Source organism: Pseudomonas sp. 34 E 7 (assembly GCF_900005715.1).
Taxonomy (GTDB): Bacteria; Pseudomonadota; Gammaproteobacteria; order Pseudomonadales; family Pseudomonadaceae; genus Aquipseudomonas; species Aquipseudomonas orientalis_A.
The window spans coordinates 51,448-71,502 of record NZ_CVTX01000106.1 but is presented as its reverse complement, the minus strand read 5'-3'; the positions used below and the strand labels follow the sequence as shown (position 1 = coordinate 71,502).

Here is a 20,055-nt window from a genome sequence, read left to right as displayed (position 1 = left end):
TTGAAAAGCCTACATAGTTAACCGGTTCAGAAGTGCTCGCGTGGGTTGAATGCGGCTTTTTCCGCCAACGCCTGCCACAGCGCCTTGACCTCTTCATCGCTGGTTTTAGGCATCACCGCCTTGAGCTGCACGAACAGATAGCCGCGCTGCCCGGCCTTGTTCAACAGACCGTGGCCCTTGGCGCGCATGCGCTGGCCATTCTGGCTACCGGCGGGCACCTTGAGGTTGATCCTGCCGGTCAGGGTCGGCACCGCCACTTCAGCGCCCAGGGCCAATTCCCACGGCGCCAGCGGCAAGTTGATGATCAGGTTTTCGCCATCCACCTCGAACCGGGCATGGGCGGCGAACTTGATAATCAGGTACAGATCGCCATTGGCCCCACCGCCAATGCCCGGCGCACCCTGCCCCTTGAGGCGGATACGCTCGCCGTCGGCCACGCCGGCGGGGATCTTCACATTCAGGCTCTTGACCGTGTTGCTGACGTGCCGGCCGGAGGCGTCGTATTGCGGCACCTGGAAGCTGATCTGCTTGGATTCGGTGGACAGGGTTTCCTCAAGGGAGATCGACAGCTGCATCTCCACATCCTGGCCCTTGCGCCCGGCAGGCCGACGCTGGCCGCCGCCAAACGCGTCGCCTCGCGAGCCGAAGATCGAGCTGAAGAAATCCGAGAAATCTTCAGTGCCTGCGCCACCGCCAAAGCCGCCACGGCTCTGCCAACCGGGCGGGCCCTGGAACGGCTGGCCATGCTGGCCATATTTGCGTAGCTCGTCGTACTCGGCGCGCTTGTCGGCGCTCTTGAGCGCTTCATAGGCTTCGGACGCGTCCTTGAACTTGGCTTCGGCGTCCTTCTCCTTGCTCACATCCGGGTGGTACTTGCGGGCGAGCTTGCGATAGGCGGCCTTGATTTCCTTGTCGTCGGCGCTTGGCTCGACCCCCAGAATCTTGTAGTAATCTTTGAAATCCATCGGCGGTTCACCATCCTTAAATCGAGATCGCACAGCCTGGCCACAAGGTGCGCTGGTTTGCACGTGTTGAGTCTTGCGGCCTGGGGTGCGTCGCAGTGTCATTCGGCACATGCCGTATGCACCAGATGTGGGGGCAAATGTCGCGCTTTCAAGCAGTATTTAACAGATGGTCGGCCTACGCATCCGGCGTCGACTGGCATACACTGCGCGGCCGTTTTGCAACCGGAACCCGATTAGACATGAAAAACGAATCTCCAGCCCGTGCCTGCGGCATCGACTTTGGCACGTCCAACTCCACCGTCGGCTGGATACGCCCCGGCGAGGAGACGCTCATCGCGCTGGAGGACGACAAAATCACCCTGCCGTCGGTGGTCTTCTTCAACTTTGAAGAACGTCGTCCGGTGTACGGTCGGTTGGCGTTGCACGAATACCTGGAGAACTACGAAGGCCGCCTGATGCGCTCGCTCAAGAGCCTGCTGGGTTCCAAGCTGATCAAGCACGACACCAGTGTGCTCGGCACCGCAATGCCGTTCACCGACCTGCTGGCACTGTTTATCGGCCAACTCAAGAGCCGCGCCGAAGCCAATGCCGGTCGTGAGTTCGAAGAAGTGGTGCTGGGCCGCCCGGTGTTCTTCGTCGATGACGACCCGATGGCCGACCAGGAGGCGGAAAACACCCTGGTCGACGTGGCGCGCGCGATCGGTTTCAAGGACATCTCGTTCCAGTACGAACCGATTGCGGCGGCGTTCGACTACGAGTCGACCATCGAGAAAGAAGAGCTGGTGCTGATTGTCGACATCGGCGGCGGTACCTCCGACTTTTCGCTGGTACGCCTGTCGCCGGATCGCCGCCACAACGACAACCGCCAGAGCGACATCCTCGCCACCGGCGGCGTGCACATCGGCGGCACCGACTTCGACAAACAGCTCTCGCTGGCCGGCATGATGCCGCTGTTCGGCTATGGCAGCCGCATGAAAAGCGGCGCCTACATGCCCACCAGCCACCACATGAACCTGGCCACCTGGCACACCATCAACTCGGTGTACTCGCAAAAATCCCAGCTGGCCCTGGGCAGCATGCGCTATGACATCGAAGACACCGGCGGCATCGACCGCCTGTTCAAATTGATCGAACAGCGCGCCGGGCACTGGCTGGCCATGGAAGTGGAAGAGACCAAGATCCAGCTGACCCAGGACGACAGCCGCCATGTGCCACTGGACCGTATCGAAGCGGGCCTGAGCGTGGACCTGAGCCGCGCGCTGTTCGAGTCATCCATCGACAACCTGCTCGAACGCGTGCGCGGCAGTGTCACGCAGTTGCTCAATGACGCCTCGGTGAGCGTGGCCCAGGTGGACACGGTGTTCTTTACCGGTGGCTCCAGCGGCATCCCGGCGCTGCGCCACAGCATTGCGGCGATGCTGCCGAATGCGCGGCACGTGGAAGGTAATATCTTTGGCAGTATTGGGAGTGGTTTGGCGATTGAGGCGAGTAAGCGCTACGGCAGCTGATTTCCAGCTCAAAACCGCGGCGCGCCTATCGGGGGCAAGCCCCCTCCCACAGTTTGATGTGTGAACACCTTCAAATGTGGGAGGGGGCTTGCCCCCGATAGCGTCAGCCCAGGCAACACAAGCCTTAAACCATCCCGCCGAGCTTCAACTCACTCTTGAGATACGCATAGTAAATCGGCCCCGCCACCACCCCCGGCAGGCCGAACGCTGCCTCAAACACCAGCATCGCCAATAGCAATTCCCACGACTTGGCACTGATCTGCCCGCCGACAATCCGCGCGTTGAGAAAGTACTCGACCTTGTGGATCACGATCAAATACCCCAGCGCCGCCACCGCCACCCAGATCGACAACGACAACGCGACTATGGTGATCAGGGTATTGGACATCAGGTTGCCGATCACCGGCAGCAGGCCGAGCAGGAAGGTCAGTACGATCAGGGTTTTGGTCAGCGGCAGGTGGATGCCGCACAGCGGCAGGACCACGGCGAGGAACACGGCGGTGAAGGCGGTATTGAGCGCGGCGATCTTGATCTGGGCGAAGACGATATTGCGAAACGCCTGGACCAGCAGGTGCAGGCGGTCGAACAACGCCGCAGCCAGGGGTTTGCGTTTGGTCAGGTCGGGCACGCGTTGCAGGGCGATGATCGCGCCCAGCACCATGCCGATCAGCAAGGTGACGAACATGTGCGCGGCGTCCTTGCCGACCAGTTGCAGTTCGCTCAGGTGCTTGCTCAGCCATTGGCCGATGGCCACGCGAAACTCGGCGGCGCTGGCGGGCAGGTAGGCGTCCAAAAACGGCGGCAACTGGCCGCGCGCGCGGTCGACCACACCCATGAATTTGTCGAGCGAAGCGCCGGGGTTTTCCGCCTCATGGAGCAGAAAGCTGATGGCGCCGGCGAAGATCAGCGCGAGTACGCTGACGATCAAGGTGCCGAGCAGGGCCACCGCCAGCCAGCGCGCACGCCGCCCTTCGATCAGCCGTTGCAGTTGGGGGGTGAGCATGTTGACCAATTCATAGACCAACAGGCCGGCCAGCAGGCTGGGCAGCAATTTGAGCGGCAGCACCAGCAGCAGTCCGCCGAAAATGATGATGTAGCTGGCCAGCAACAACACATGACGCTGAGAAAACGTTGGCATACAGCCTCAAAACGAACGGCGTTAAAGGATGTTGTAGGAGCGAGCTTGCTCGCGAAAAACGAAAGGGCACCGCGTTTAGTCAGGGTGCCCGTTTGATCGTTCACGTTTTTCGCGAGCAAGCTCGCGCCTACAAAGGGACTGCGTGCGAGTGTCGCAGCCTTCTATGGCCTGGGGCTATTACTTCTTCAGGCAGGTGCTCATGAATGTTTTACGCGCATCGCCGGTCAACGCTTGGGTTTTCGCCGACGCATTGCAGTCTTTCATCTTTTGCTGCTGCGGGGTCAGGGTCTTGGCATCATTGGCCGCCGGGGCCGACAGGCAGGTCTTCATGAAAGCCTTGCGCTCATCGCCCTTGAGGGTCTTGGTGGTGGCCTCGGCGTTACAGGTGGTCATTTTGTTTTGCTGGGCAGTGGCGGCAAAACCCTGGGAACACAGCAGCAGGCCCATCATCAACAGCGGAATACGCAGCATCTTCATGGAGTTTTCTCCCTGTTACCGTACCGAAGGGCACGGCCTACAACGCAGTGTAGTCAAAACCTGTTACAACTTCACCGGCGGCGAATAGTCGTCCGACGGTATCGCTTCCACCTCTTCAACACATTGGGTTTGCTTTCGATGCAATACGCGTATCCCCTGCTGGCCATCCTTATCTGGGCCGGCAACACCGTGGTCAACAAACTGGCGGTGGGTTCGATTTTCCCGGCTGAAATCGGCTTTTATCGCTGGCTGTTCGCGGCGCTGCTGTTCACTCCGTTCATGTTCAAGCCGGTGATCGCCAACTGGCCGCTGATCCGCCCGAACCTGGGCAAGATTTTCATGCTCGGGGTGCTGGGCATGGCCGTGTATCAAAGCCTGGCCTATTACGCGGCCACGCTGACCAGTGCCACCAACATGGGCATCATCCTCTCGCTGATGCCGCTGATGGCCCTGACCGCCGCCATTATCAGCCTCGGCCAGCGCCTGACCTTCGGCGCGCTGACCGGCGCGGTGCTGTCGTTCGCGGGGGTTGTGGTGGTGGTGTCATCCGGCAGCCTGGGCGCGTTGCTGCAACACGGGATCAACCTCGGTGACGCCATGATGCTGGTCGCCACCCTGGCCTACGCGGTCTACAGCACCTTGCTGAAAAAATGGCAACTGCGCCTGCCGCCGTTGGTGCTGTTGTATCTGCAAGTGCTGGTGGCGGTGGTGGTGCTGTTTCCGTTGTTCCTGTTCTCGGCCAAGGCGGGCCTGGGCTGGGCGAATATCCCGCTGGTGCTGTATGCGTGCCTGCTGGCTTCGATGCTGGCGCCGCTGGCGTGGATGCACTCGGTCAAAACCCTGGGGCCAAGCCGTACCACGTTGTTTTTCAACCTGCTTCCACTGATTACTGCCTTGATTGCGGCGGTGGTGCTGAAGGAAGCGCTGGCGCTTTATCACCTGGTGGGAGGGTTGCTGACCTTGGGTGGGGTGGTCCTGTCGGAGCGCTGGACCACGCCGGTCAGACCTCGTCGTGACACATCCTGTTAAATCCGATAAAACTTTTCGCCTCTCTCGCGACTCACAACTGGGAGCGATCACGCCGGCAGAGCGTGGCGTAAAACCGGATTAGCCCCAGGAGATTGAGATGACTGAAGCACACTTGACTGACGTTGCGACCCTGCGCAGCCGCGCCCGCCAGAACGTCGAAAACGGTGCCGTGACCGAAGGCTATGACGCCGACCGCGAAGAAATTATCCGCCTGCTCAACGCATCGCTGGCCACCGAACTGGTCTGCGTATTGCGCTACAAGCGTCACTACTTCATGGCCAGCGGCCTGAAAGCCAGCGTCGCCGCCGATGAGTTCCTGGAACACGCCACCCAGGAAGCCGAACACGCCGACAAACTTGCCGAGCGCATCGTGCAGCTGGGCGGCGAGCCGGAATTCAACCCCGACCTGCTGTCGAAGAACTCCCACGCGCAGTACGTGGCGGGCAACTCGCTGAAAGAAATGGTCTACGAAGACCTGGTGGCCGAGCGGATCGCGGTAGACAGCTACCGTGAAATCATTCAGTACATCGGTGATAAAGACCCGACCACCCGTCGCATCTTCGAAGACATCCTGGCCCAGGAAGAAGAACACGCCGACGACATGGCGGATATTCTAGAAGGCCTGTAATCAGCCGCACAGCAATACCCATGTGGGAGGGGGCTTGCTCCCGATAGCGGTGGTTCAGCCAACGATGTTCCGGCTGATAAATCGCTATCGGGGGCAAGCCCCCTCCCACATTTGGTTTCAGGTGCAGTCAGTTACTTCACGGTCTTGGGCGCCTTGCCCTCTCTCATCTGTTGCAGCAACGGTGCGCACGCATTCGGCTCGCCGCCGCTTGGGGCAACCAGTGCGAGCAACCCGGCCGCAGGACCTGCGATCACACCCAGGGCGACCATGCCCGCGCCGCGCAGTGCCAAGGGAATGGCCTTGACGCCGGCATTGGGCTTGACGAAGGGCCCGTTCACATACAACGGTGAGCGCAGGGAGAACAGGCGGAAGCCCTTGGACTCCGGCGTGATGGTCAGGTCCAACTGCTCGGTCGCCATATTCGCCGTGCCATCGACGTAGATGATCGCGTTCTCGGTATCGAACACAAACAAGCGGGTCGTCGCCAGGCCAGTCTTGATGCCGAAGTCCGCCGCAGCGCAGTTGATCTTCACTTCCTTGTCGCCAAACAGGCGTCCCACCACGTAGTTGCCGACGTTGAGGCCAGCGATTTCCATCAGGCTACGGCTGATCGCACCGTCGTTGATCAGCATCTTCAGGTCACCGTTGGAGGTGCCCAGCAGCGCTGCCACGGAGTTGCCGCGCCCGGCAATATCGGCGTCGCCGTTGAGTTCGCCGAAGCTGGTTTTCATCGGCTCAAAGCTTGGGAACAACTGCTTGAGCTTGAAGTTACGCGCCGTGAGCTTCGCCCGGCCTTCCATTGGCATGGTGCGGCCGTTCAAGCGGATCTGCGCATCGAGCTTGCCGCCGGCCACGCCGAAGCGCAGGGGTTCAAGGCTCAGCTCACCATCGTTGAGCACCAGGTGCGTATAGAGGTCGGTGAACGGCAGCTCGGCGCTGTGCACGATGCGTTTGCCGGTGAATTCCACGTCGGCATCCATGTCGCGCCAGCGCTCGGTGCGGAACTCTTCAACCGGCAACACCTTGGTTGCCGGTTGCTTGCTTTCACCGCCACGGGCTTTCTGCTTGGCGTTGGAGTCGGCGCCGATCAAGGGCGCCAGGTCGTCCATCAGCAGTTGATTGGACACCAGCGCGCCGCTGAGCTTGGGCCGTGGCTGGCTGGCCACGTAGGCCAGGTCGCCGTGGATATCGCTGTTGCCGATCTTGCCGTTGAAGTTTTCATAGCGGAACGACGCACCGCTGGCTTCATGCAGCTTGGCGATCAGATGACCGTCGGTTGAATAGGCCGGCGAATCGGGCAACGTCACGCCGGTCAGCGGGTAGAGGTTGCCCAGGCTGGCACCGGCGAGCTTCAGGCGCAGGTCCAGGGCGCCGAGGTTCAGCGGGTCGGTCAGGGTGCCGGCCAGGGCGATGCTGGTGTCGCCGATCTTGACCTGGGCCTGCAGCGGGAACGGCTTGGCCGCGTCCTGCAGGGCGAGCAGGCCGCCGATCTTGCCGGTGCCGGCGAGCGCCTGGCCGTGATACTGGCCTTTGACCTTGAGGCCGAACGCGTAGTCCTGGGGGGACGAGCCTTTTTCCAGGGCTTTTTTGGCATCCGCATCGCCGACGATTGCACCGAAGGGGATCGGCTTGCCCAGCGGGTCGATGATCACATCGAGCCGGGTCTTGAGGGTCTGGTCGTCGAGGGTGACGTGGCCTTTGTCGAAGCCGATGGCGCCGATATCCACCACCCAGCTGGAAGGCTCGGCGTCGGGGTCCTTGGGGTCGAACTTGAAGGTCCAGTTGGCGCGGCCGTCCGCCAGGCGCTGCAGGTCGGCGCTCGGCTCGGTGAGGTCGATACGCGGGATCACCACGCGTTGTGCCAGCAATGCCAAGGGCGAAATACGCAACTCGACCTTCTTGAGCGTGACCATCTGCGGTTGCTTGGACCAATCGGGATTGCCCAGGCTCAGGTCTTCGGCAATCACGTGGGGCCAGGGCACCCAGGCCCGCCAGCCGCCCTCGTCGGGCTCACGCTGCCACACCACCGCCAGGTTGCCGTTGATGGCGAACGGGCGGTGCAACTCTTCGGAGACCTTGGCATTAAGGGGCGGCTTGATGCGGTTCCAGTCAAAAAACACCAGGACCAATACCGCGATGGCAATTAACAGAACGAAGCTGGCGCAGCACCAGGCGACGATTTTTCGAGTGCGCGTCATTGCACAAAACTCCTGATTACGACTGGCTGGGCAACAGCCTTTGAAACAGCTTATAGGACTACGACTGGCAAAGTGCCCGGGGGTTTAACGCAACGGCCGATTTAGCCGAAAAAAGCGATTTTCCTGATCGATCAGACCGTTTCCGCTCATCAACCACGCACCATTGTTACCCAGGTGCGTGTCGAAAATACCCACTACGGTGCAAAACCGCGTGCTTGAGAGGCGCGAGCTAGAGCCTCCCGTGAGAACAATCAATTCTGTTGATTATTACCATTGTGTTTATGAACTTTTATATCGACTTATCAAGAGTAGCATTAGCCCTGTACCCACTTTATCGCCCTCCCGAGGAGCAACCATCATGAAACGCCAAGTACTTGCTACCGTCCTGTTATCCGTCCTGGCTTCCAGTGCCTTTGCCCTGCCAGCCGCCGAACAGGCCACCCCACAGAACCAGTCCCAGGCCGTGCAGTCGAGCCAGACCCTGGCCCGCAGCGGTTCGCAGGAAGATGAAAACCGTGACTACGCCAAAGGCGCTGTCGCTGAAAACGGTTCGGAGCAGGCCAACAAACGTGCCTACACCGAAGGCCTGACTGAAGGTGGCAACGACCGCCTGCAGGAAAAAGGTCTGGTAGAAGGCGGCGCTGAACAAGCCAATGACCGCGCCTATACCCAAGGTATCGCTGAAGGTGGTGCTGACCGTCTGCAAGAACTGCATCAAGCACAGAGCTGAGCCCGTGGTGGCCCAGAAAAAAGCCCGATCTGCCGATCGGGCTTTTGCTTTTCTATAGACCGCGTCACGTCTGCCCCCCGTCAAGTTCGACGCCGGCAAAGCGCTTTTGCTAGAGTGCGTCGTTGTACTCGCCGACAAAGCCCATCCGCTCATGCTGCCCCGCGCCGAACAGAAGCAACAGACTCGCCTCGCCTTGATGGACGCTGCCCGCCATCTGATGGAGTGTGGCCGTGGGTTTGGCAGCCTGAGCCTGCGCGAAGTGGCCAAGACAGCGGGCATCGTGCCCACCGGCTTCTATCGTCATTTTGCCGACATGGACCAGCTTGGGCTCGCGTTGGTCAGTGAAGTCGGCCAGACATTCCGCGCCACGATTCGCCTGGTGCGCCACAACGAATTCGTCATGGGCGGGATCATCGATGCGTCCGTGCGGATCTTTCTCGACGTGGTCTCGGCCAACCGTTCCCAATTCCTGTTCCTGGCCCGCGAACAATACGGCGGTTGCCTGGCCGTGCGCCAAGCCATCGGCGCGCTGCGCGAAGACATCACCCGCGACCTGGCGGCCGACCTTACGCTGATGCCCAAGCTGCAGCACCTGGACGCCGACGGCTTGCACGTGATGGCCGACCTGATCGTCAAAAGTGTGTTCGCCACCCTGCCCGACATCATCGACCCTCCCGCCCAGGCCCTGCCTGCCCACCTCACGCCCCAGGCGAAGATCACCCAGCAATTGCGCTTTATCTTTATCGGCCTCAAGCATTGGCAAGGCCTGGGCAGCACTGAGTAATACGATCAGCCGGCCTTGTGAAAACGCTTGGCGGTGGTGTAGTGCCTGTTCCAGTAACTATTGCTCAACGAATCGATACGCACGTTCTTGCCGGTACGCGGTGAATGGATAAATTTGCCATCGCCGATATACAGCCCGACGTGACTGACCCGCCCCTGCCCATTGCCTTTGAAAAAGACCGCGTCGCCCGGCTTCAACGCCGTGCGCTTGATAGTCGCGGCCGTTGAGCGGTGCATCGCAGCCGTGGTGCGCGGCAGCTGGATATTGGCTTGGGTCTTGAACAGATAGACCAGGAAACTGCTGCAATCGAACCCTTGCTCGGTGGAGGTACCGCCCCACTTGTAGGGTGTACCTAGCAGTTGATGGGCGCGGTCGATCACATTTTCGACCGAAGACGGTGCATGGACGGAAACAAACGTCGGCGGCTGTTGAAGAGTGGCCGAGGCTGAGGAAATAAGACAAGACAGGCTGACAATGACGGAACAGATAAGTGACTTGAACATGATGAACATCGCGACGGATTAAACACGGCGCGAATCTTAAAGAACCACCACGTAAGCTCACGAAGGCCAATTCTCTGGCTCTTGTAGGATTATTCCTTAAAGGCAGATGAAGAATTGTATGAAAGACGTTTCATGCAATTCATCGGCTTACTCCACGCAAAATGCCCCCTCCTGGTGCCGAGCGCCGCTCAAACGCACCAAATTGCAACACGCTCGCCCTTTACGGATGCCCTGCCGTGTAGCGCTCGCGCCCTGCTGACAGGGATTTCCTACGCGCATGCCGGGTTGGCAAGGCCCTTGCTCTACCACCTTTATAGCCCCTTTATCGTTAATAGCTGGAAACCCTCCGATGCTGGTGATCCACCGCCGAATCGCCCCCCAGGCCCTCTGGGCCGCCGAGCTGCTGCTGAACTTCGAAGCCCGCAGCAAAAGCCGCCTGCGCTGTTTCAGTGCCGACGGTGAAGACGTCGGCTTGTTTTTGGAGCGTGGGCAACCGCCGCTGCACGATGGCGAATTCCTGCAAGCCGAGGACGGACGCGTCGTACGTGTCTGCGCGCGCCCTGAACAACTGCTGCATGTCACCTGCCGCAACGCCTTTGAACTGACCCGCGCGGCCTATCACCTGGGCAATCGCCATGTCGCCCTGCAGGTCGGCGATGGCTGGCTGCGCCTGCTCGATGACTATGTGCTCAAGGCCATGCTGGAACAGCTGGGCGCCGATGCGCACCCCATCGAGGCGCCTTTCCAGCCCGAGCACGGCGCCTATGGCGGTGGTCATCATCACTCGCGCCATGGTGACGAAGACTTCAATTACGCGCCCAAACTGCATCAGTTCGGCGTGCGTCCATGAACCCGGCCTGGGCGCTGTTGCGCCTGGCCAGTCCGCAATTGCCGATTGGCGGCTACAGCTACTCCCAGGGCCTGGAAATGGCGGTGGAGAACGGCCGCGTCAACGATGCCGCCAGCGCGCGACGCTGGATCAGCGACCAATTGCTGCTCAACCTCGCGCGTTTTGAAGCGCCGTTGCTGCTCGCCCACTGTCGCGCCGCCGCGGAACAGGCCTGGCCGCGCCTGGCGCAGTTGTGTGAAGAACACCGTGCCAGCCGCGAAACCCGCGAGCTGTATCAGGAGAGCCGGCAGATGGGCTACTCGCTGCAACAACTGCTCAGTGGCTTGCCCGAGTTGGACGCCGACGCCCGTGATTTCCTTGACCAACAGCCTGAACCCCATCTGGCCCTTGGCTGGGCCCTGGCCGCACGGGCCTGGACCATCCGCCCCGACGACGCCCTCGCCGCCTGGCTGTGGAGCTGGCTGGAAAACCAGTTGGCCGTGCTGATGAAGACCCTGCCCCTGGGCCAGCAAGCCGCGCAGCGCCTGACCAGCGAACTGCTGCCGCTGTTGCAGCAGGCCCAGCACGAGGCAGGCCGCGTCGAACCCGATCACCTTGGCAGCGCCGCGTTTGGCCTGTCTTTGGCGTGCATGGCCCACGAGCGCCAGTACAGCCGCCTGTTCCGTTCCTGAGGCTTTTTTGGAGAACCCACCATGAACACACAACCCCTGCGCGTCGGCATCGGCGGCCCGGTCGGCTCCGGCAAGACAGCCCTGACCCTGGCCCTGTGCCTGGCGCTGCGCGACCGCTACAACCTGGCGGTGGTTACCAACGACATCTACACCCGCGAAGACGCTGATTTTTTGGTGCGCAACCAGGCCCTGGCGCCGGAACGCATCATCGGCGTGGAAACCGGCGGCTGCCCGCACACGGCGATCCGCGAAGATGCCTCGATCAACCTGGAGGCGGTGGACCAGCTCAACCGCCGGTTTCCAGGCCTGGACTTGATTCTGGTGGAGTCCGGCGGCGACAACCTGTCGGCGACGTTCAGCCCCGAACTGTCGGACCTCACCATCTACGTGATCGATGTGTCCGCCGGCGACAAGCTGCCGCGCAAGGGCGGGCCCGGTATTTGCAAATCCGACCTGCTGGTGATCAACAAGATCGACCTCGCGCCGCTGGTGGGTGCCTCGCTGGAATTGATGAACAGCGACACCCAACGCATGCGCAATGGCAAACCCTTTGTGTTCAGCAATCAGAAAACCGGCGTCGGCCTGGATGAAATCGTCGCCTTTATCGAACGTCAAGGCCTGCTGACCGCTGCCTGATTCCCCTACGGAGCCTGTTTATGAACCTCAAGAAACTGTTCGCCACCGCCGCGCTGCTGCTGGCCCCCGCCCTCGCCTTCGCTCACCCGGGCCACGGCGACAATGGCCTGGTCGCCGGTATCAGCCACCCATTGGGCGGGCTCGACCACCTGCTGGCCATGGTTGCGGTCGGCCTGTGGGCGGCGCAGCAAAAAGGCAACGCACGCTGGGCGCTGCCGTGTGCCTTCGTCGGCACCATGTTGATCGGTGGCATGCTCGGTTTTGAAGGCCTGCAACTGCCGGCACTGGAAAGCGGGATCGCCGCATCGGTGCTGGCGCTGGGCCTGGCGGTAGCGCTGGCAGTGCGGCCACCGCTGTGGGTGGCGGTGGGGGCAACGGCGTTGTTTGCGTTGTTCCATGGCGTGGCCCATGGCCTGGAACTGCCGGACATGTCCAGCCCCTGGGCGTACGCGGCAGGGTTTGTCGGCGCGACGGCTGCGTTGCATGCGGCGGGTTACGCGGTGGTGCGTTTCCTGCCTGCGGCGGCGGCACCGTTGGTGCGGGTGGCGGGGGCGGCTTCGGCGGCGACCGGGGTTTGGTTGTTGGCGGGCTGATCTTCAGCGCTGCTGAAGGCCTCATCGGGGCATCTACACAACTCTGTAGCGCTCAACCGTAACCACGATGCGAAGCGAGTCGCCCTTGATCTTGATCTGCTTTTGATCTTGATCTCAGGCGCCCCGTTAAACCACGCTGGCCGAACGCAGGCTTGAATCCGTGGGCAACCCGGCAGGACGCCGGGTTAGCCGCACTGGGCCATGGATGGCCCATTGCGGCGGCCCACGGATTCAAGCCGGAGAGAGGGCACACCGAGCCCAGGCGAGGTGCCGAGTGGTGGGGCAAGAGCGTTTTGCTTACTTTTGCGCTTTTCAAAAGTGAGCCGCCGTAAGGGCGGAACCCTAAGTAGCCGTTACCGCAGAAACGGATATGTACTCGGTCTAATCCAACACCCTGGTCGGCCCTGAGGGCCCCATCGGGGGCAAGCCCCCTCCCACACTTAGATTTGTGAATACAGTCAAAAGGTGGGAGGGGGCTTGCCCCCGATAGCGGCGCCACAGACACCACAGTTCCCAAGCCTGATAACATGCGCGCCACACCCCTGCCGTGACGACGCCAGCCAATGCCCATCGCTTCTCCACCCACTTTGAATTCCGTGCTCACGCACTTCCATGACCTGATCGTGCCGCTGTGGCAGGGCCCGGGCTGGAATGCCGACCTGGCACTACCGTTTGAGGCACTGGACGCCAATCATCAGCCACTGCCCCCGCAACGCTACCGCGCCATGGCCTGCGCCCGCCAGTTGTACCTGTTTGCCAGCCTGATCGGCGAGCCCGGCACGGACTTCGCGCAAGCGCGTGCGGCGCAGTTGTTCCGTTCCCTGCAACAGCATTTCCACGACGCCGAACACGGCGGCTGGTTCTACAGCATGGACCCGGCCGGGCAGCCACTGGATAAACGCAAAGACCTCTACACCCACGCCTTTATCATCTTTGCCTGCGCCCAATACTGGGCCAAGGTACGTGAACCCTTGGTGGAGTCGGTGCTCAATGCCGCGCTGGAAGTGGTCGCCCAACGCTTCGCCACCGGTGACGGCCTGTACGAAGCGGTGCTGGACCGCAACTGGGCCTCGCTCAAGTCCGGCCCATTGCAAAACCCGTTGATGCACCTGGCCGAAGGCTTCCTCGCCACCCTCGCGGTGCGTGAGGACGCCGAGGTACAAGCGGCCCTGCTGGCATTGGCGACGGCCATGCAGCAGCGCTTCATCGACCGCGAACATGGCGTGATGCTGGAAAAACCGCTGGGTGCTGTGGATAACTGGTTTGAACCGGGGCACCAGTTCGAATGGTTCTTTTTGCTCGAGTCCTCGCCCGTACTGCGCGGCACACCGTTGCATACGTCGCTGACACGGGCGTTCGCCTATGCCGAACACACCGGTGTGGATAAGTTGAGCGGTGCGGTCAGTGGCATGCTTTCAGTGGATGGCACGGTGCGCGACGGCACCCAGCGTATCTGGGCCCAGGCCGAGTACCTGCGGGCATTGACCTTGCGCCCCGGCAGCGAGGCGGTGCTGCAGCGTCAATTGCTGGCGCTGCAAGAGCATTTCCTGCATGAGAAGGGCTGGCATGAATGCCTGGATGCCGAGGGCAGGGTGAGCCGGCGGGATATGCCGTCTACCACGCCTTATCATTTGGCGACTTGCTATCAGGGTCTGATCCAGTATTTGAGCTGATCTTCAGGCCCTCATCGGGGGCAAGTCGAATCGTCGCACCGCCCCTCCCACCTTTTATTTGTGAATACAGTCAAATGTGGGAGGGGGCTTGCCCCCGATAGCCTCACCTCGGTCTAACTGACCTCACGCAATCCACTTGCGATCCCCAGTAAAACTGATCGTCAACCAGCGCGCCGCATCCGGCGTTCCCAGCGCTGTGGATATCTCTTCGCGCAATCCGTCGAGGGTCGCGACCTTATCCACCGGGTAATCGGCCGGCAACACCACATGAATTTCAATGAATCGTGCCCGCCCGTGCTTTTGCACGTAGGACACGTAGTCGTCGAAGCCATGCCTGGCCTGCGCCGCGTCCATCACTTCGCGCACGGTGTCGTCCAAGTGATCCGGGGCAATCCCCAGCACCTCACGCAAGGCCGGGCGCAGGATCTTGAACGCCGGCGCCAGCATGCTCAGGGCCAGCAGAATCAGGATCAGCGGGTCGACGTACACCGCCCACTCGCCATAACCCTGGGATTTGAGCAACAGTGCCGCCAGAAAGCTGATCAGCAAGCCCACCGACAGCATCGCGTCCACCAGCCAGCTGATGTTGTCGAACTGGATCAGCGATGACTTGAGCGTGCGATTGCGGTAACGCACATAGAAGAAGTAGGCGAATTCCACCACGGTAAATACCGCCGCATACACGATCACCAGCCCCAACTCGATGTCGCGACCGCCATTGATGATGCCGAACACACCGTTGAGAAACGCATAGATGGCGATCAGCAGCAGGAAGCTGCCTTCGATCAACAGCACCATCGGCTCCAGGTGCCAGTAGCCGAACTGGAAACGCTCGTTGCTTTTCTTGGCGATCAGCTTGGCCGTGATCAGCATCAGCACCTTGATGGCGGTGGCGATCAGCGAGAAAAAGCCGTCGAACAGAATGGATTGGGCGCCGGATATCACACCCGTGACAATCCCGGCGATCGCGACGGCGAACATCAGGATGGTCGATTGTTTGAGCAGTGCCTGCTCACCTCGGTTACTCACATTTCCTCCCGTCAAAACCTTTAGACCGCAGGGTGCGGTGGGGTTTTCAGGGGTGGAGTGTACCTTATGGCCTGTTTTTGGCCGATTTGACGCCATTTACTGTAGGAGCGAGCTTGCTCGCGAAAACCCCGAGCGCGCCGCGTGAATTCAGGATGCCCGCGTCATCGTTAACGTTTTTCGCGAGCAAGCTCGCTCCTACAGTGTATCGCGCAGGTGCTTAGCCCTTGGCCCCACGCTCAATCGCAAACCCAGCCCAGGTCTGGCTCACCGGCATCAACTCCAACCGGTTGATATTCACGTGCGCCGGGGTGTTGAGCACCCAGAAGATTGTGTCGGCAATATCCTGCGGCTGGATCGGCTCGGCGCCGGCATAGGTCGCGTCATAGCGCGCCTGATCCCCACCGAAACGCACCAGGGAAAACTCGCTCTCGCACAAGCCCGGCTCGATGTTGGTCACACGCACGCCAGTGCCTTGCAGGTCACAGCGCAGGTTCAGCGAGAATTGCTTTACGAACGCCTTGGAGCCGCCATACACGTGGCTGCCCGGGTAGGGGTAGCTGCCGGCGATGGAACCCAGGTTGATGATCCCGGCGCCACGGCCATGGGCGATCAGGCGCGGCAGCAGCAGGTGGGTGGTGGTCAACAGGCCCTTGATATTGGTGTCGACCATGGTTTCCCAATCGTCGAGGTTGCACTTGGGCGCAGGGTCGGTGCCCACGGCCAGGCCGGCGTTGTTGATCAGCCCGCGCAGCGTGGCGAACGATGGCGGCAGGTTGGCGATGGCCTCTTCCATGCCTTGGCGATCACGCACGTCCACCACCAGGCCATGCACTTCGGTCTGACGGGAGAGCTCTTCGACCAGCGCGTTCAAGCGCTCGGCACGCCGGCCGGTGAGCACCAGTTTCCAGCCGGCCTCGGCAAAACGGCGGGCGCAGGCTTCACCGAAACCTGAAGTGGCGCCAGTAATAAACAGCGTGTCGGACATGGTGTTCTCCTTGCGGGCAACGAAAAAAGTTGCCAGCAGAATGCCCTTACGCCGCCGTTGCGGCAACCGCTATACGCACGCCTACATGCTGGCTTGATCATTTTTTAACCACACCTGGCAGCGCTATATGAATCGCGGCCTGCAGCCATGTACGCGCAGGTTATCCACAACTGCGCCCACAGTCTTTGGGGGCAAGTGCACATCGCCTCGGGCCACGGTATACAAGGCTTGCAGGTGTTTGCGGAAAGTTTTTTGCTTGACCAGGACGCAGGGCATATGCAGGCAATTTCACTCGATGGGATACGAACGATGGCTACAGGCCAGTCATTCCGGCCTCTGCGGCGGTCTTTCCAGAGTTTAATCACAGACTTATCCACAGGCTGAACTGACCTGTTTCGGTCATATACCTGTGTCTTTAAACAGGTTGACAAAACCCTCGGACGGTCGTGAAAAAGCCCCTGATCAAAAAACAACCACAAGCCTGCAGGCCACGTATTCAAAGGCTTGCAGCCAGGTACTCCCACGTTACCCACAGCCGGTTCCACAGTGGATGGGGACAAGTCAAAACTGTGACAAAACAGGGATTTGCGGCGGCTATATGTCGCGCTTTGGAGGAGGGCTGGAATTGTTTTCCACAATTTGGTGGAAGCTCTGCGCGCTGATCGTTCCCACGCTCCGCGTGGGAATGCAGCCGGGGGCGCTCTGCGTCCCAAAGCGTGACGCGGAGCGTCACAAGAGGCGTTCCCACGCGGAGCGTGGGAACGATCAGGTGGGGGGTCAGTGACCGCCGAGGTAGGCGTTGCGCACTTCCTCGTTCACCAGCAATTCCTTGCCGGTCCCCGTCAGGCGAATCTCACCGTTGACCATCACATACGCCCGGTCCGAGAGGCGCAGGGCGTGGTTGGCATTCTGCTCCACCAGGAAGATAGTCATCCCGGTGGAGGCCAGCTCGCGCAGGGTGGAAAAGATCTGCTTCACCACAATCGGCGCCAGGCCCAGACTCGGCTCATCGAGCAGTAACAGCTTGGGCCGGCTCATCAGCGCGCGGGCGATGGCGAGCATTTGCTGCTCGCCGCCGGACATGGTCATCGCCCGCTGGTTGCGCCGCTCCTTGAGCCGTGGGAACAGCTCGAACATGCGCTGCATGTCCTCACCGGCGAACTTGTCGCCAATGGGAATGGTACCCATCAGCAGGTTTTCCTCGACGGTCATGTCAGGGAATACCCGCCGCCCTTCCGGCGACTGCGCGATGCCGTTGGAGGCAATGTAGTGGGACGACTTGTGGGTGATGTCCACGCCGTTATAGAGAATCTGCCCCGACTCGGCCCGAGGCTGGCCGAAGATCGACATCAGCAGCGTGGATTTGCCCGCGCCGTTGGAGCCGATCAGGCTGACGGTTTCGCCTTCGTTGATGTGCAGCGAGACTTTTTTCAGGGCCTGGATCGGGCCGTAGAACACGTCCAGGTCCTTCATTTCGAGGATAGGCCCGCTCATACCAGCTCCTCTTCGTCCGCGCCCAGGTAGGCGGCAATCACTTTCGGGTCGTTGCGGATCGCGTCCGGCCCGCCTTCGGCGATCACGTTGCCGTGGTCCAGCACCACGATGTGGTCGGAAATACTCATCACCATGCCCATGTCGTGTTCGATCAGCACCACCGTGAGGTCGTGTTCGTCGCGCAGCAGGCGAATCATCGCACTGAGGGCTTCGGTTTCCTGGGGGTTGAGGCCCGCTGCCGGTTCGTCCAGGCAGATGATCTGCGGTCGCGTGCACATGGCACGGGCGATTTCCAGGCGGCGCTGCTGGCCGTAGGAAAGCTCGCCAGCAAGACGGTTGGCGCAGTCCACCAGGTCGACCACTTCCAGCCAGTAAAAGGCGTGGTCGAGCGCATCGCTTTCAGCCTTGCGGTAGCCCTTGGTGTTGAGGATGCCCGCGAGCATGTTGCGGTTGACCCACATGTGCTGGGCCACCAGCAGGTTTTCCAGCACCGACATTTCCTTGAACAGGCGAATGTTCTGGAAGGTCCGCGCCAGGCCGGCGCGGTTCACCAGGTGGGTGCCGCCGAACATTTTGTAGTACACGCGCCTGAGGAAGCTTTTCGGCGACACGAAATCGCTGGCCTTGAAGCGCTCGCCCAGCAACTGGATGACGTTGGTCTGCTTGCCGCGCACGTTGAGTTCGATCTTGCCGCCACTGGCCTTGTAGAAACCGGTGAGGCAGTTGAACACCGTGGTCTTGCCGGCGCCGTTGGGGCCGATCAGGGCGAAGATCGAGTTGCGTTCGACCTTGAGGCTCACATCACTCAGGGCCTTGATGCCACCGAAGTGCATCATCAGGTGTTCGACTACGAGCACGACTTCCTTACTCATGGCGCGGCTCCCTATTCGCTATGGCACCTTTACGTGGCGTCACACCGGTGCGGCTGATGCGGATCAGGCCGCGCGGTCTCCAGATCATCATCACCACCATCAACACGCCAAACAACAGCACGCGGTATTCGGAGAAACTGCGCAGCAGTTCCGGCGCCACGGTCAGCACGAACGCCGCGATGACTACGCCGACCGTCGAGCCCATGCCGCCCAGCACCACAATGGCCAGAATCAACGCCGACTCGAAGAAGGTAAACGACGACGGATTGACGAAGCCCTGGTAGCTGGCAAAGAACACCCCGGCCAACCCGGCGGTGGAGGCGCCGATGGTGAATGCCGAGAGCTTGACCAGCACGTGATTCAGGCCCATGGACCGGCAGGCGATTTCATCTTCGCGCAAGGCTTCCCAGGCGCGACCTACCGGCATACGGGTCAGGCGATGCTTGATGTACAACACCGCCAGCACCACCAGGAACAGCACGATGTAGATGAACATGAACTTGATGTTGGGGTTGTAATCGAGACCGAAGAACTCGTGGAACGGAATCCCGCCATCTTTGGCACGCTTGCCGAACTCGAGGCCCAGGAACGTCGGCGAAGGCACCGGCATCCCGTTTGGCCCGCCGGTAAACGACAGCCAGTTGTTCAGCACCAGGCGGATGATTTCACCAAAACCCAGGGTCACGATGGCGAGGTAGTCCCCGTGCATTCGCAGCACCGGGAATCCGAGTATGCACCCCGCCAAAGCCGCCGCGATCGCCGCCAGTGGCAGCACGCTCCAGAAGCCCAGGCCGAGGTATTGATAACCCAGCGCCAGGCCGTAGGCACCGATGGCGTAGAACGCCACGTAACCCAGGTCGAGCAGACCGGCCAGGCCCACCACGATGTTCAGCCCCAGGCCGAGCAACACGTAGATCAACCCGAGGATCACCACGGTGAGCAGGTACTTGTTGGCGAAAATCGGGAACACGATGGCGATCACGATCAGGGCTGGAATGATCCAGCGCAGCCGCGATTTGTAGTCCGGCGGCAACACGTGCACGCCGGAGCCGCTGCTTTCGAAACCCTGCAGGATCTTCACGCCCTTGGGGGTCTGCAGGAACAGGCTCAAGGCAAAACGCCCGGCCATCACAATGGCGACCAACGTGGCAACGCGCGCAGGTTCCAGGTTGAAGCTGTAGCCGTCGAGCACCACGCCTACGATCGGGCCGAACACGATCAGCGAAATCAGCCCGGCGAGGACCGTATCGACCACGCTTTTCTTGATATCAATGGATTTGGCAGCAGACATG

The 20,055-nt window shown here is 61.0% G+C and carries 20 protein-coding genes; 10 read left to right on the top strand and 10 right to left on the bottom strand.

The genetic code is table 11. The features are described 5' to 3' along the window. Nucleotides 1-26: 26 nt before the first annotated feature. Nucleotides 27-965 carry a DnaJ C-terminal domain-containing protein gene (locus BFP96_RS08750; protein WP_065894546.1) on the bottom strand — a complete coding sequence of 313 codons (939 nt, stop codon included), beginning with the start codon at nt 963-965 and terminating at the stop codon, nt 27-29. 239 nt (nt 966-1,204) lie between these two features. Here BFP96_RS08750 and BFP96_RS08745 point away from each other — a divergent pair, with 239 nt between their 5' ends. Then, nucleotides 1,205-2,473, top strand: coding sequence for an Hsp70 family protein (locus tag BFP96_RS08745; RefSeq protein WP_065883383.1), 1,269 nt, complete (start codon nt 1,205-1,207; stop codon nt 2,471-2,473). A 124-nt stretch (nt 2,474-2,597) separates the two neighbouring features. On the opposite strand, the gene BFP96_RS08740 is transcribed toward BFP96_RS08745, so the two are convergent. Beyond that, complete coding sequence (locus BFP96_RS08740) at nt 2,598-3,611, bottom strand: AI-2E family transporter (RefSeq protein WP_065883382.1); 1,014 nt, start codon at nt 3,609-3,611, stop codon at nt 2,598-2,600. 177 nt (nt 3,612-3,788) lie between these two features. Next, the gene (locus BFP96_RS08735) at nt 3,789-4,088 is read right to left on the bottom strand and encodes a PsiF family protein (protein ID WP_065883380.1); all 300 of its coding nucleotides are present in this window, start codon (nt 4,086-4,088) and stop codon (nt 3,789-3,791) included. Between the two features lie 138 nt (nt 4,089-4,226). On the opposite strand from BFP96_RS08735, the gene BFP96_RS08730 reads away from it, so the two are divergent. Together BFP96_RS08730 and BFP96_RS08725 are read left to right on the top strand one after the other, a co-directional pair. Continuing rightward, nucleotides 4,227-5,117 (top strand): DMT family transporter, encoded by an 891-nt coding sequence (locus BFP96_RS08730; RefSeq protein WP_065894545.1) that lies wholly within the window; start codon nt 4,227-4,229, stop codon nt 5,115-5,117. Between the two features lie 97 nt (nt 5,118-5,214). Beyond that, the gene (locus tag BFP96_RS08725; RefSeq protein WP_065883376.1) at nt 5,215-5,745 is read left to right on the top strand and encodes a ferritin-like domain-containing protein; all 531 of its coding nucleotides are present in this window, start codon (nt 5,215-5,217) and stop codon (nt 5,743-5,745) included. A gap of 131 nt (nt 5,746-5,876) precedes the next feature. On the opposite strand, the gene BFP96_RS08720 is transcribed toward BFP96_RS08725, so the two are convergent. Next, a complete protein-coding gene (locus BFP96_RS08720; RefSeq protein WP_065936036.1) occupies nt 5,877-7,943 on the bottom strand; it encodes an AsmA family protein in 2,067 nt (688 codons plus the stop codon). A 358-nt stretch (nt 7,944-8,301) separates the two neighbouring features. Here BFP96_RS08720 and BFP96_RS08715 point away from each other — a divergent pair, with 358 nt between their 5' ends. Both BFP96_RS08715 and BFP96_RS08710 read left to right on the top strand, forming a co-directional pair. Further along, a complete protein-coding gene (locus tag BFP96_RS08715) occupies nt 8,302-8,673 on the top strand; it encodes a hypothetical protein (RefSeq protein ID WP_065883373.1) in 372 nt (123 codons plus the stop codon). A 151-nt stretch (nt 8,674-8,824) separates the two neighbouring features. Continuing rightward, nucleotides 8,825-9,457 (top strand): TetR family transcriptional regulator, encoded by a 633-nt coding sequence (locus tag BFP96_RS08710; protein ID WP_065883368.1) that lies wholly within the window; start codon nt 8,825-8,827, stop codon nt 9,455-9,457. Between the two features lie 5 nt (nt 9,458-9,462). Here the strand turns inward: BFP96_RS08710 and BFP96_RS08705 are convergent, their stop codons facing one another. Then, nucleotides 9,463-9,960 (bottom strand): C40 family peptidase, encoded by a 498-nt coding sequence (locus tag BFP96_RS08705; RefSeq protein ID WP_065896752.1) that lies wholly within the window; start codon nt 9,958-9,960, stop codon nt 9,463-9,465. A 349-nt stretch (nt 9,961-10,309) separates the two neighbouring features. On the opposite strand from BFP96_RS08705, the gene ureE reads away from it, so the two are divergent. The 5 genes from ureE (at nt 10,310) to BFP96_RS08680 (ending at nt 14,383) form a co-directional block, all read left to right on the top strand. Further along, entirely contained in the window at nt 10,310-10,810 is a 501-nt protein-coding gene (gene ureE / locus BFP96_RS08700; protein ID WP_065896742.1) for an urease accessory protein UreE, read from the top strand. Then, nucleotides 10,807-11,481 carry an urease accessory protein UreF gene (locus tag BFP96_RS08695; RefSeq protein ID WP_065894537.1) on the top strand — a complete coding sequence of 225 codons (675 nt, stop codon included), beginning with the start codon at nt 10,807-10,809 and terminating at the stop codon, nt 11,479-11,481. Before ureE ends, BFP96_RS08695 begins: the two co-directional genes overlap by 4 nt. Before the next feature lie 21 nt (nt 11,482-11,502). After that, nucleotides 11,503-12,117 carry an urease accessory protein UreG gene (ureG, locus tag BFP96_RS08690; RefSeq protein ID WP_017849719.1) on the top strand — a complete coding sequence of 205 codons (615 nt, stop codon included), beginning with the start codon at nt 11,503-11,505 and terminating at the stop codon, nt 12,115-12,117. Between the two features lie 20 nt (nt 12,118-12,137). Continuing rightward, on the top strand, nt 12,138-12,710 hold the full coding sequence (locus tag BFP96_RS08685; protein WP_065883363.1) for a HupE/UreJ family protein: 573 nt from the start codon (nt 12,138-12,140) through the stop codon (nt 12,708-12,710). A gap of 563 nt (nt 12,711-13,273) precedes the next feature. Continuing rightward, on the top strand, nt 13,274-14,383 hold the full coding sequence (locus BFP96_RS08680) for an AGE family epimerase/isomerase (protein ID WP_065936035.1): 1,110 nt from the start codon (nt 13,274-13,276) through the stop codon (nt 14,381-14,383). 123 nt (nt 14,384-14,506) lie between these two features. Here the strand turns inward: BFP96_RS08680 and BFP96_RS08675 are convergent, their stop codons facing one another. The 5 genes from BFP96_RS08675 to livM form a co-directional block, all read right to left on the bottom strand. After that, nucleotides 14,507-15,412 carry a cation diffusion facilitator family transporter gene (locus BFP96_RS08675; RefSeq protein WP_065896739.1) on the bottom strand — a complete coding sequence of 302 codons (906 nt, stop codon included), beginning with the start codon at nt 15,410-15,412 and terminating at the stop codon, nt 14,507-14,509. A 217-nt stretch (nt 15,413-15,629) separates the two neighbouring features. Next, nucleotides 15,630-16,397, bottom strand: coding sequence for an SDR family oxidoreductase (locus tag BFP96_RS08670; protein WP_065894534.1), 768 nt, complete (start codon nt 16,395-16,397; stop codon nt 15,630-15,632). A 777-nt stretch (nt 16,398-17,174) separates the two neighbouring features. Continuing rightward, nucleotides 17,175-17,891: an ABC transporter ATP-binding protein gene (locus BFP96_RS08660; protein WP_057724218.1), complete on the bottom strand. Its 717-nt coding sequence runs from the start codon at nt 17,889-17,891 to the stop codon at nt 17,175-17,177. Further along, nucleotides 17,888-18,763: an ABC transporter ATP-binding protein gene (locus BFP96_RS08655; RefSeq protein WP_065936034.1), complete on the bottom strand. Its 876-nt coding sequence runs from the start codon at nt 18,761-18,763 to the stop codon at nt 17,888-17,890. The genes BFP96_RS08660 and BFP96_RS08655 overlap by 4 nt, the downstream gene beginning before the upstream one ends. After that, on the bottom strand, nt 18,756-20,054 hold the full coding sequence (livM, locus tag BFP96_RS08650) for a high-affinity branched-chain amino acid ABC transporter permease LivM (RefSeq protein WP_065896737.1): 1,299 nt from the start codon (nt 20,052-20,054) through the stop codon (nt 18,756-18,758). The genes BFP96_RS08655 and livM overlap by 8 nt, the downstream gene beginning before the upstream one ends. Nucleotide 20,055: the final 1 nt, after the last annotated feature.

Excerpts from the sequence above, each read along its gene's own strand:
- BFP96_RS08740 (WP_065883382.1), bottom strand. The coding sequence starts at position 3,611 with ATGCCAACGTTTTCTCAGCGTCATGTGTTGTTGCTGGCCAGCTACATC.
- BFP96_RS08735 (WP_065883380.1), bottom strand. The coding sequence starts at position 4,088 with ATGAAGATGCTGCGTATTCCGCTGTTGATGATGGGCCTGCTGCTGTGT.
- BFP96_RS08680 (WP_065936035.1), top strand. The coding sequence starts at position 13,274 with ATGCCCATCGCTTCTCCACCCACTTTGAATTCCGTGCTCACGCACTTC.
- BFP96_RS08670 (WP_065894534.1), bottom strand. The coding sequence starts at position 16,397 with ATGTCCGACACGCTGTTTATTACTGGCGCCACTTCAGGTTTCGGTGAA.
- BFP96_RS08715 (WP_065883373.1), top strand. The coding sequence starts at position 8,302 with ATGAAACGCCAAGTACTTGCTACCGTCCTGTTATCCGTCCTGGCTTCC.
- ureG (WP_017849719.1), top strand. The coding sequence starts at position 11,503 with ATGAACACACAACCCCTGCGCGTCGGCATCGGCGGCCCGGTCGGCTCC.
- livM (WP_065896737.1), bottom strand. The coding sequence starts at position 20,054 with ATGTCTGCTGCCAAATCCATTGATATCAAGAAAAGCGTGGTCGATACG.
- BFP96_RS08655 (WP_065936034.1), bottom strand. The coding sequence starts at position 18,763 with ATGAGTAAGGAAGTCGTGCTCGTAGTCGAACACCTGATGATGCACTTC.
- BFP96_RS08660 (WP_057724218.1), bottom strand. The coding sequence starts at position 17,891 with ATGAGCGGGCCTATCCTCGAAATGAAGGACCTGGACGTGTTCTACGGC.
- BFP96_RS08745 (WP_065883383.1), top strand. The coding sequence starts at position 1,205 with ATGAAAAACGAATCTCCAGCCCGTGCCTGCGGCATCGACTTTGGCACG.
- BFP96_RS08710 (WP_065883368.1), top strand. The coding sequence starts at position 8,825 with ATGCTGCCCCGCGCCGAACAGAAGCAACAGACTCGCCTCGCCTTGATG.
- BFP96_RS08685 (WP_065883363.1), top strand. The coding sequence starts at position 12,138 with ATGAACCTCAAGAAACTGTTCGCCACCGCCGCGCTGCTGCTGGCCCCC.
- BFP96_RS08695 (WP_065894537.1), top strand. The coding sequence starts at position 10,807 with ATGAACCCGGCCTGGGCGCTGTTGCGCCTGGCCAGTCCGCAATTGCCG.
- BFP96_RS08725 (WP_065883376.1), top strand. The coding sequence starts at position 5,215 with ATGACTGAAGCACACTTGACTGACGTTGCGACCCTGCGCAGCCGCGCC.
- BFP96_RS08730 (WP_065894545.1), top strand. The coding sequence starts at position 4,227 with ATGCAATACGCGTATCCCCTGCTGGCCATCCTTATCTGGGCCGGCAAC.
- ureE (WP_065896742.1), top strand. The coding sequence starts at position 10,310 with ATGCTGGTGATCCACCGCCGAATCGCCCCCCAGGCCCTCTGGGCCGCC.
- BFP96_RS08750 (WP_065894546.1), bottom strand. The coding sequence starts at position 965 with ATGGATTTCAAAGATTACTACAAGATTCTGGGGGTCGAGCCAAGCGCC.
- BFP96_RS08705 (WP_065896752.1), bottom strand. The coding sequence starts at position 9,960 with ATGTTCAAGTCACTTATCTGTTCCGTCATTGTCAGCCTGTCTTGTCTT.
- BFP96_RS08720 (WP_065936036.1), bottom strand. The coding sequence starts at position 7,943 with ATGACGCGCACTCGAAAAATCGTCGCCTGGTGCTGCGCCAGCTTCGTT.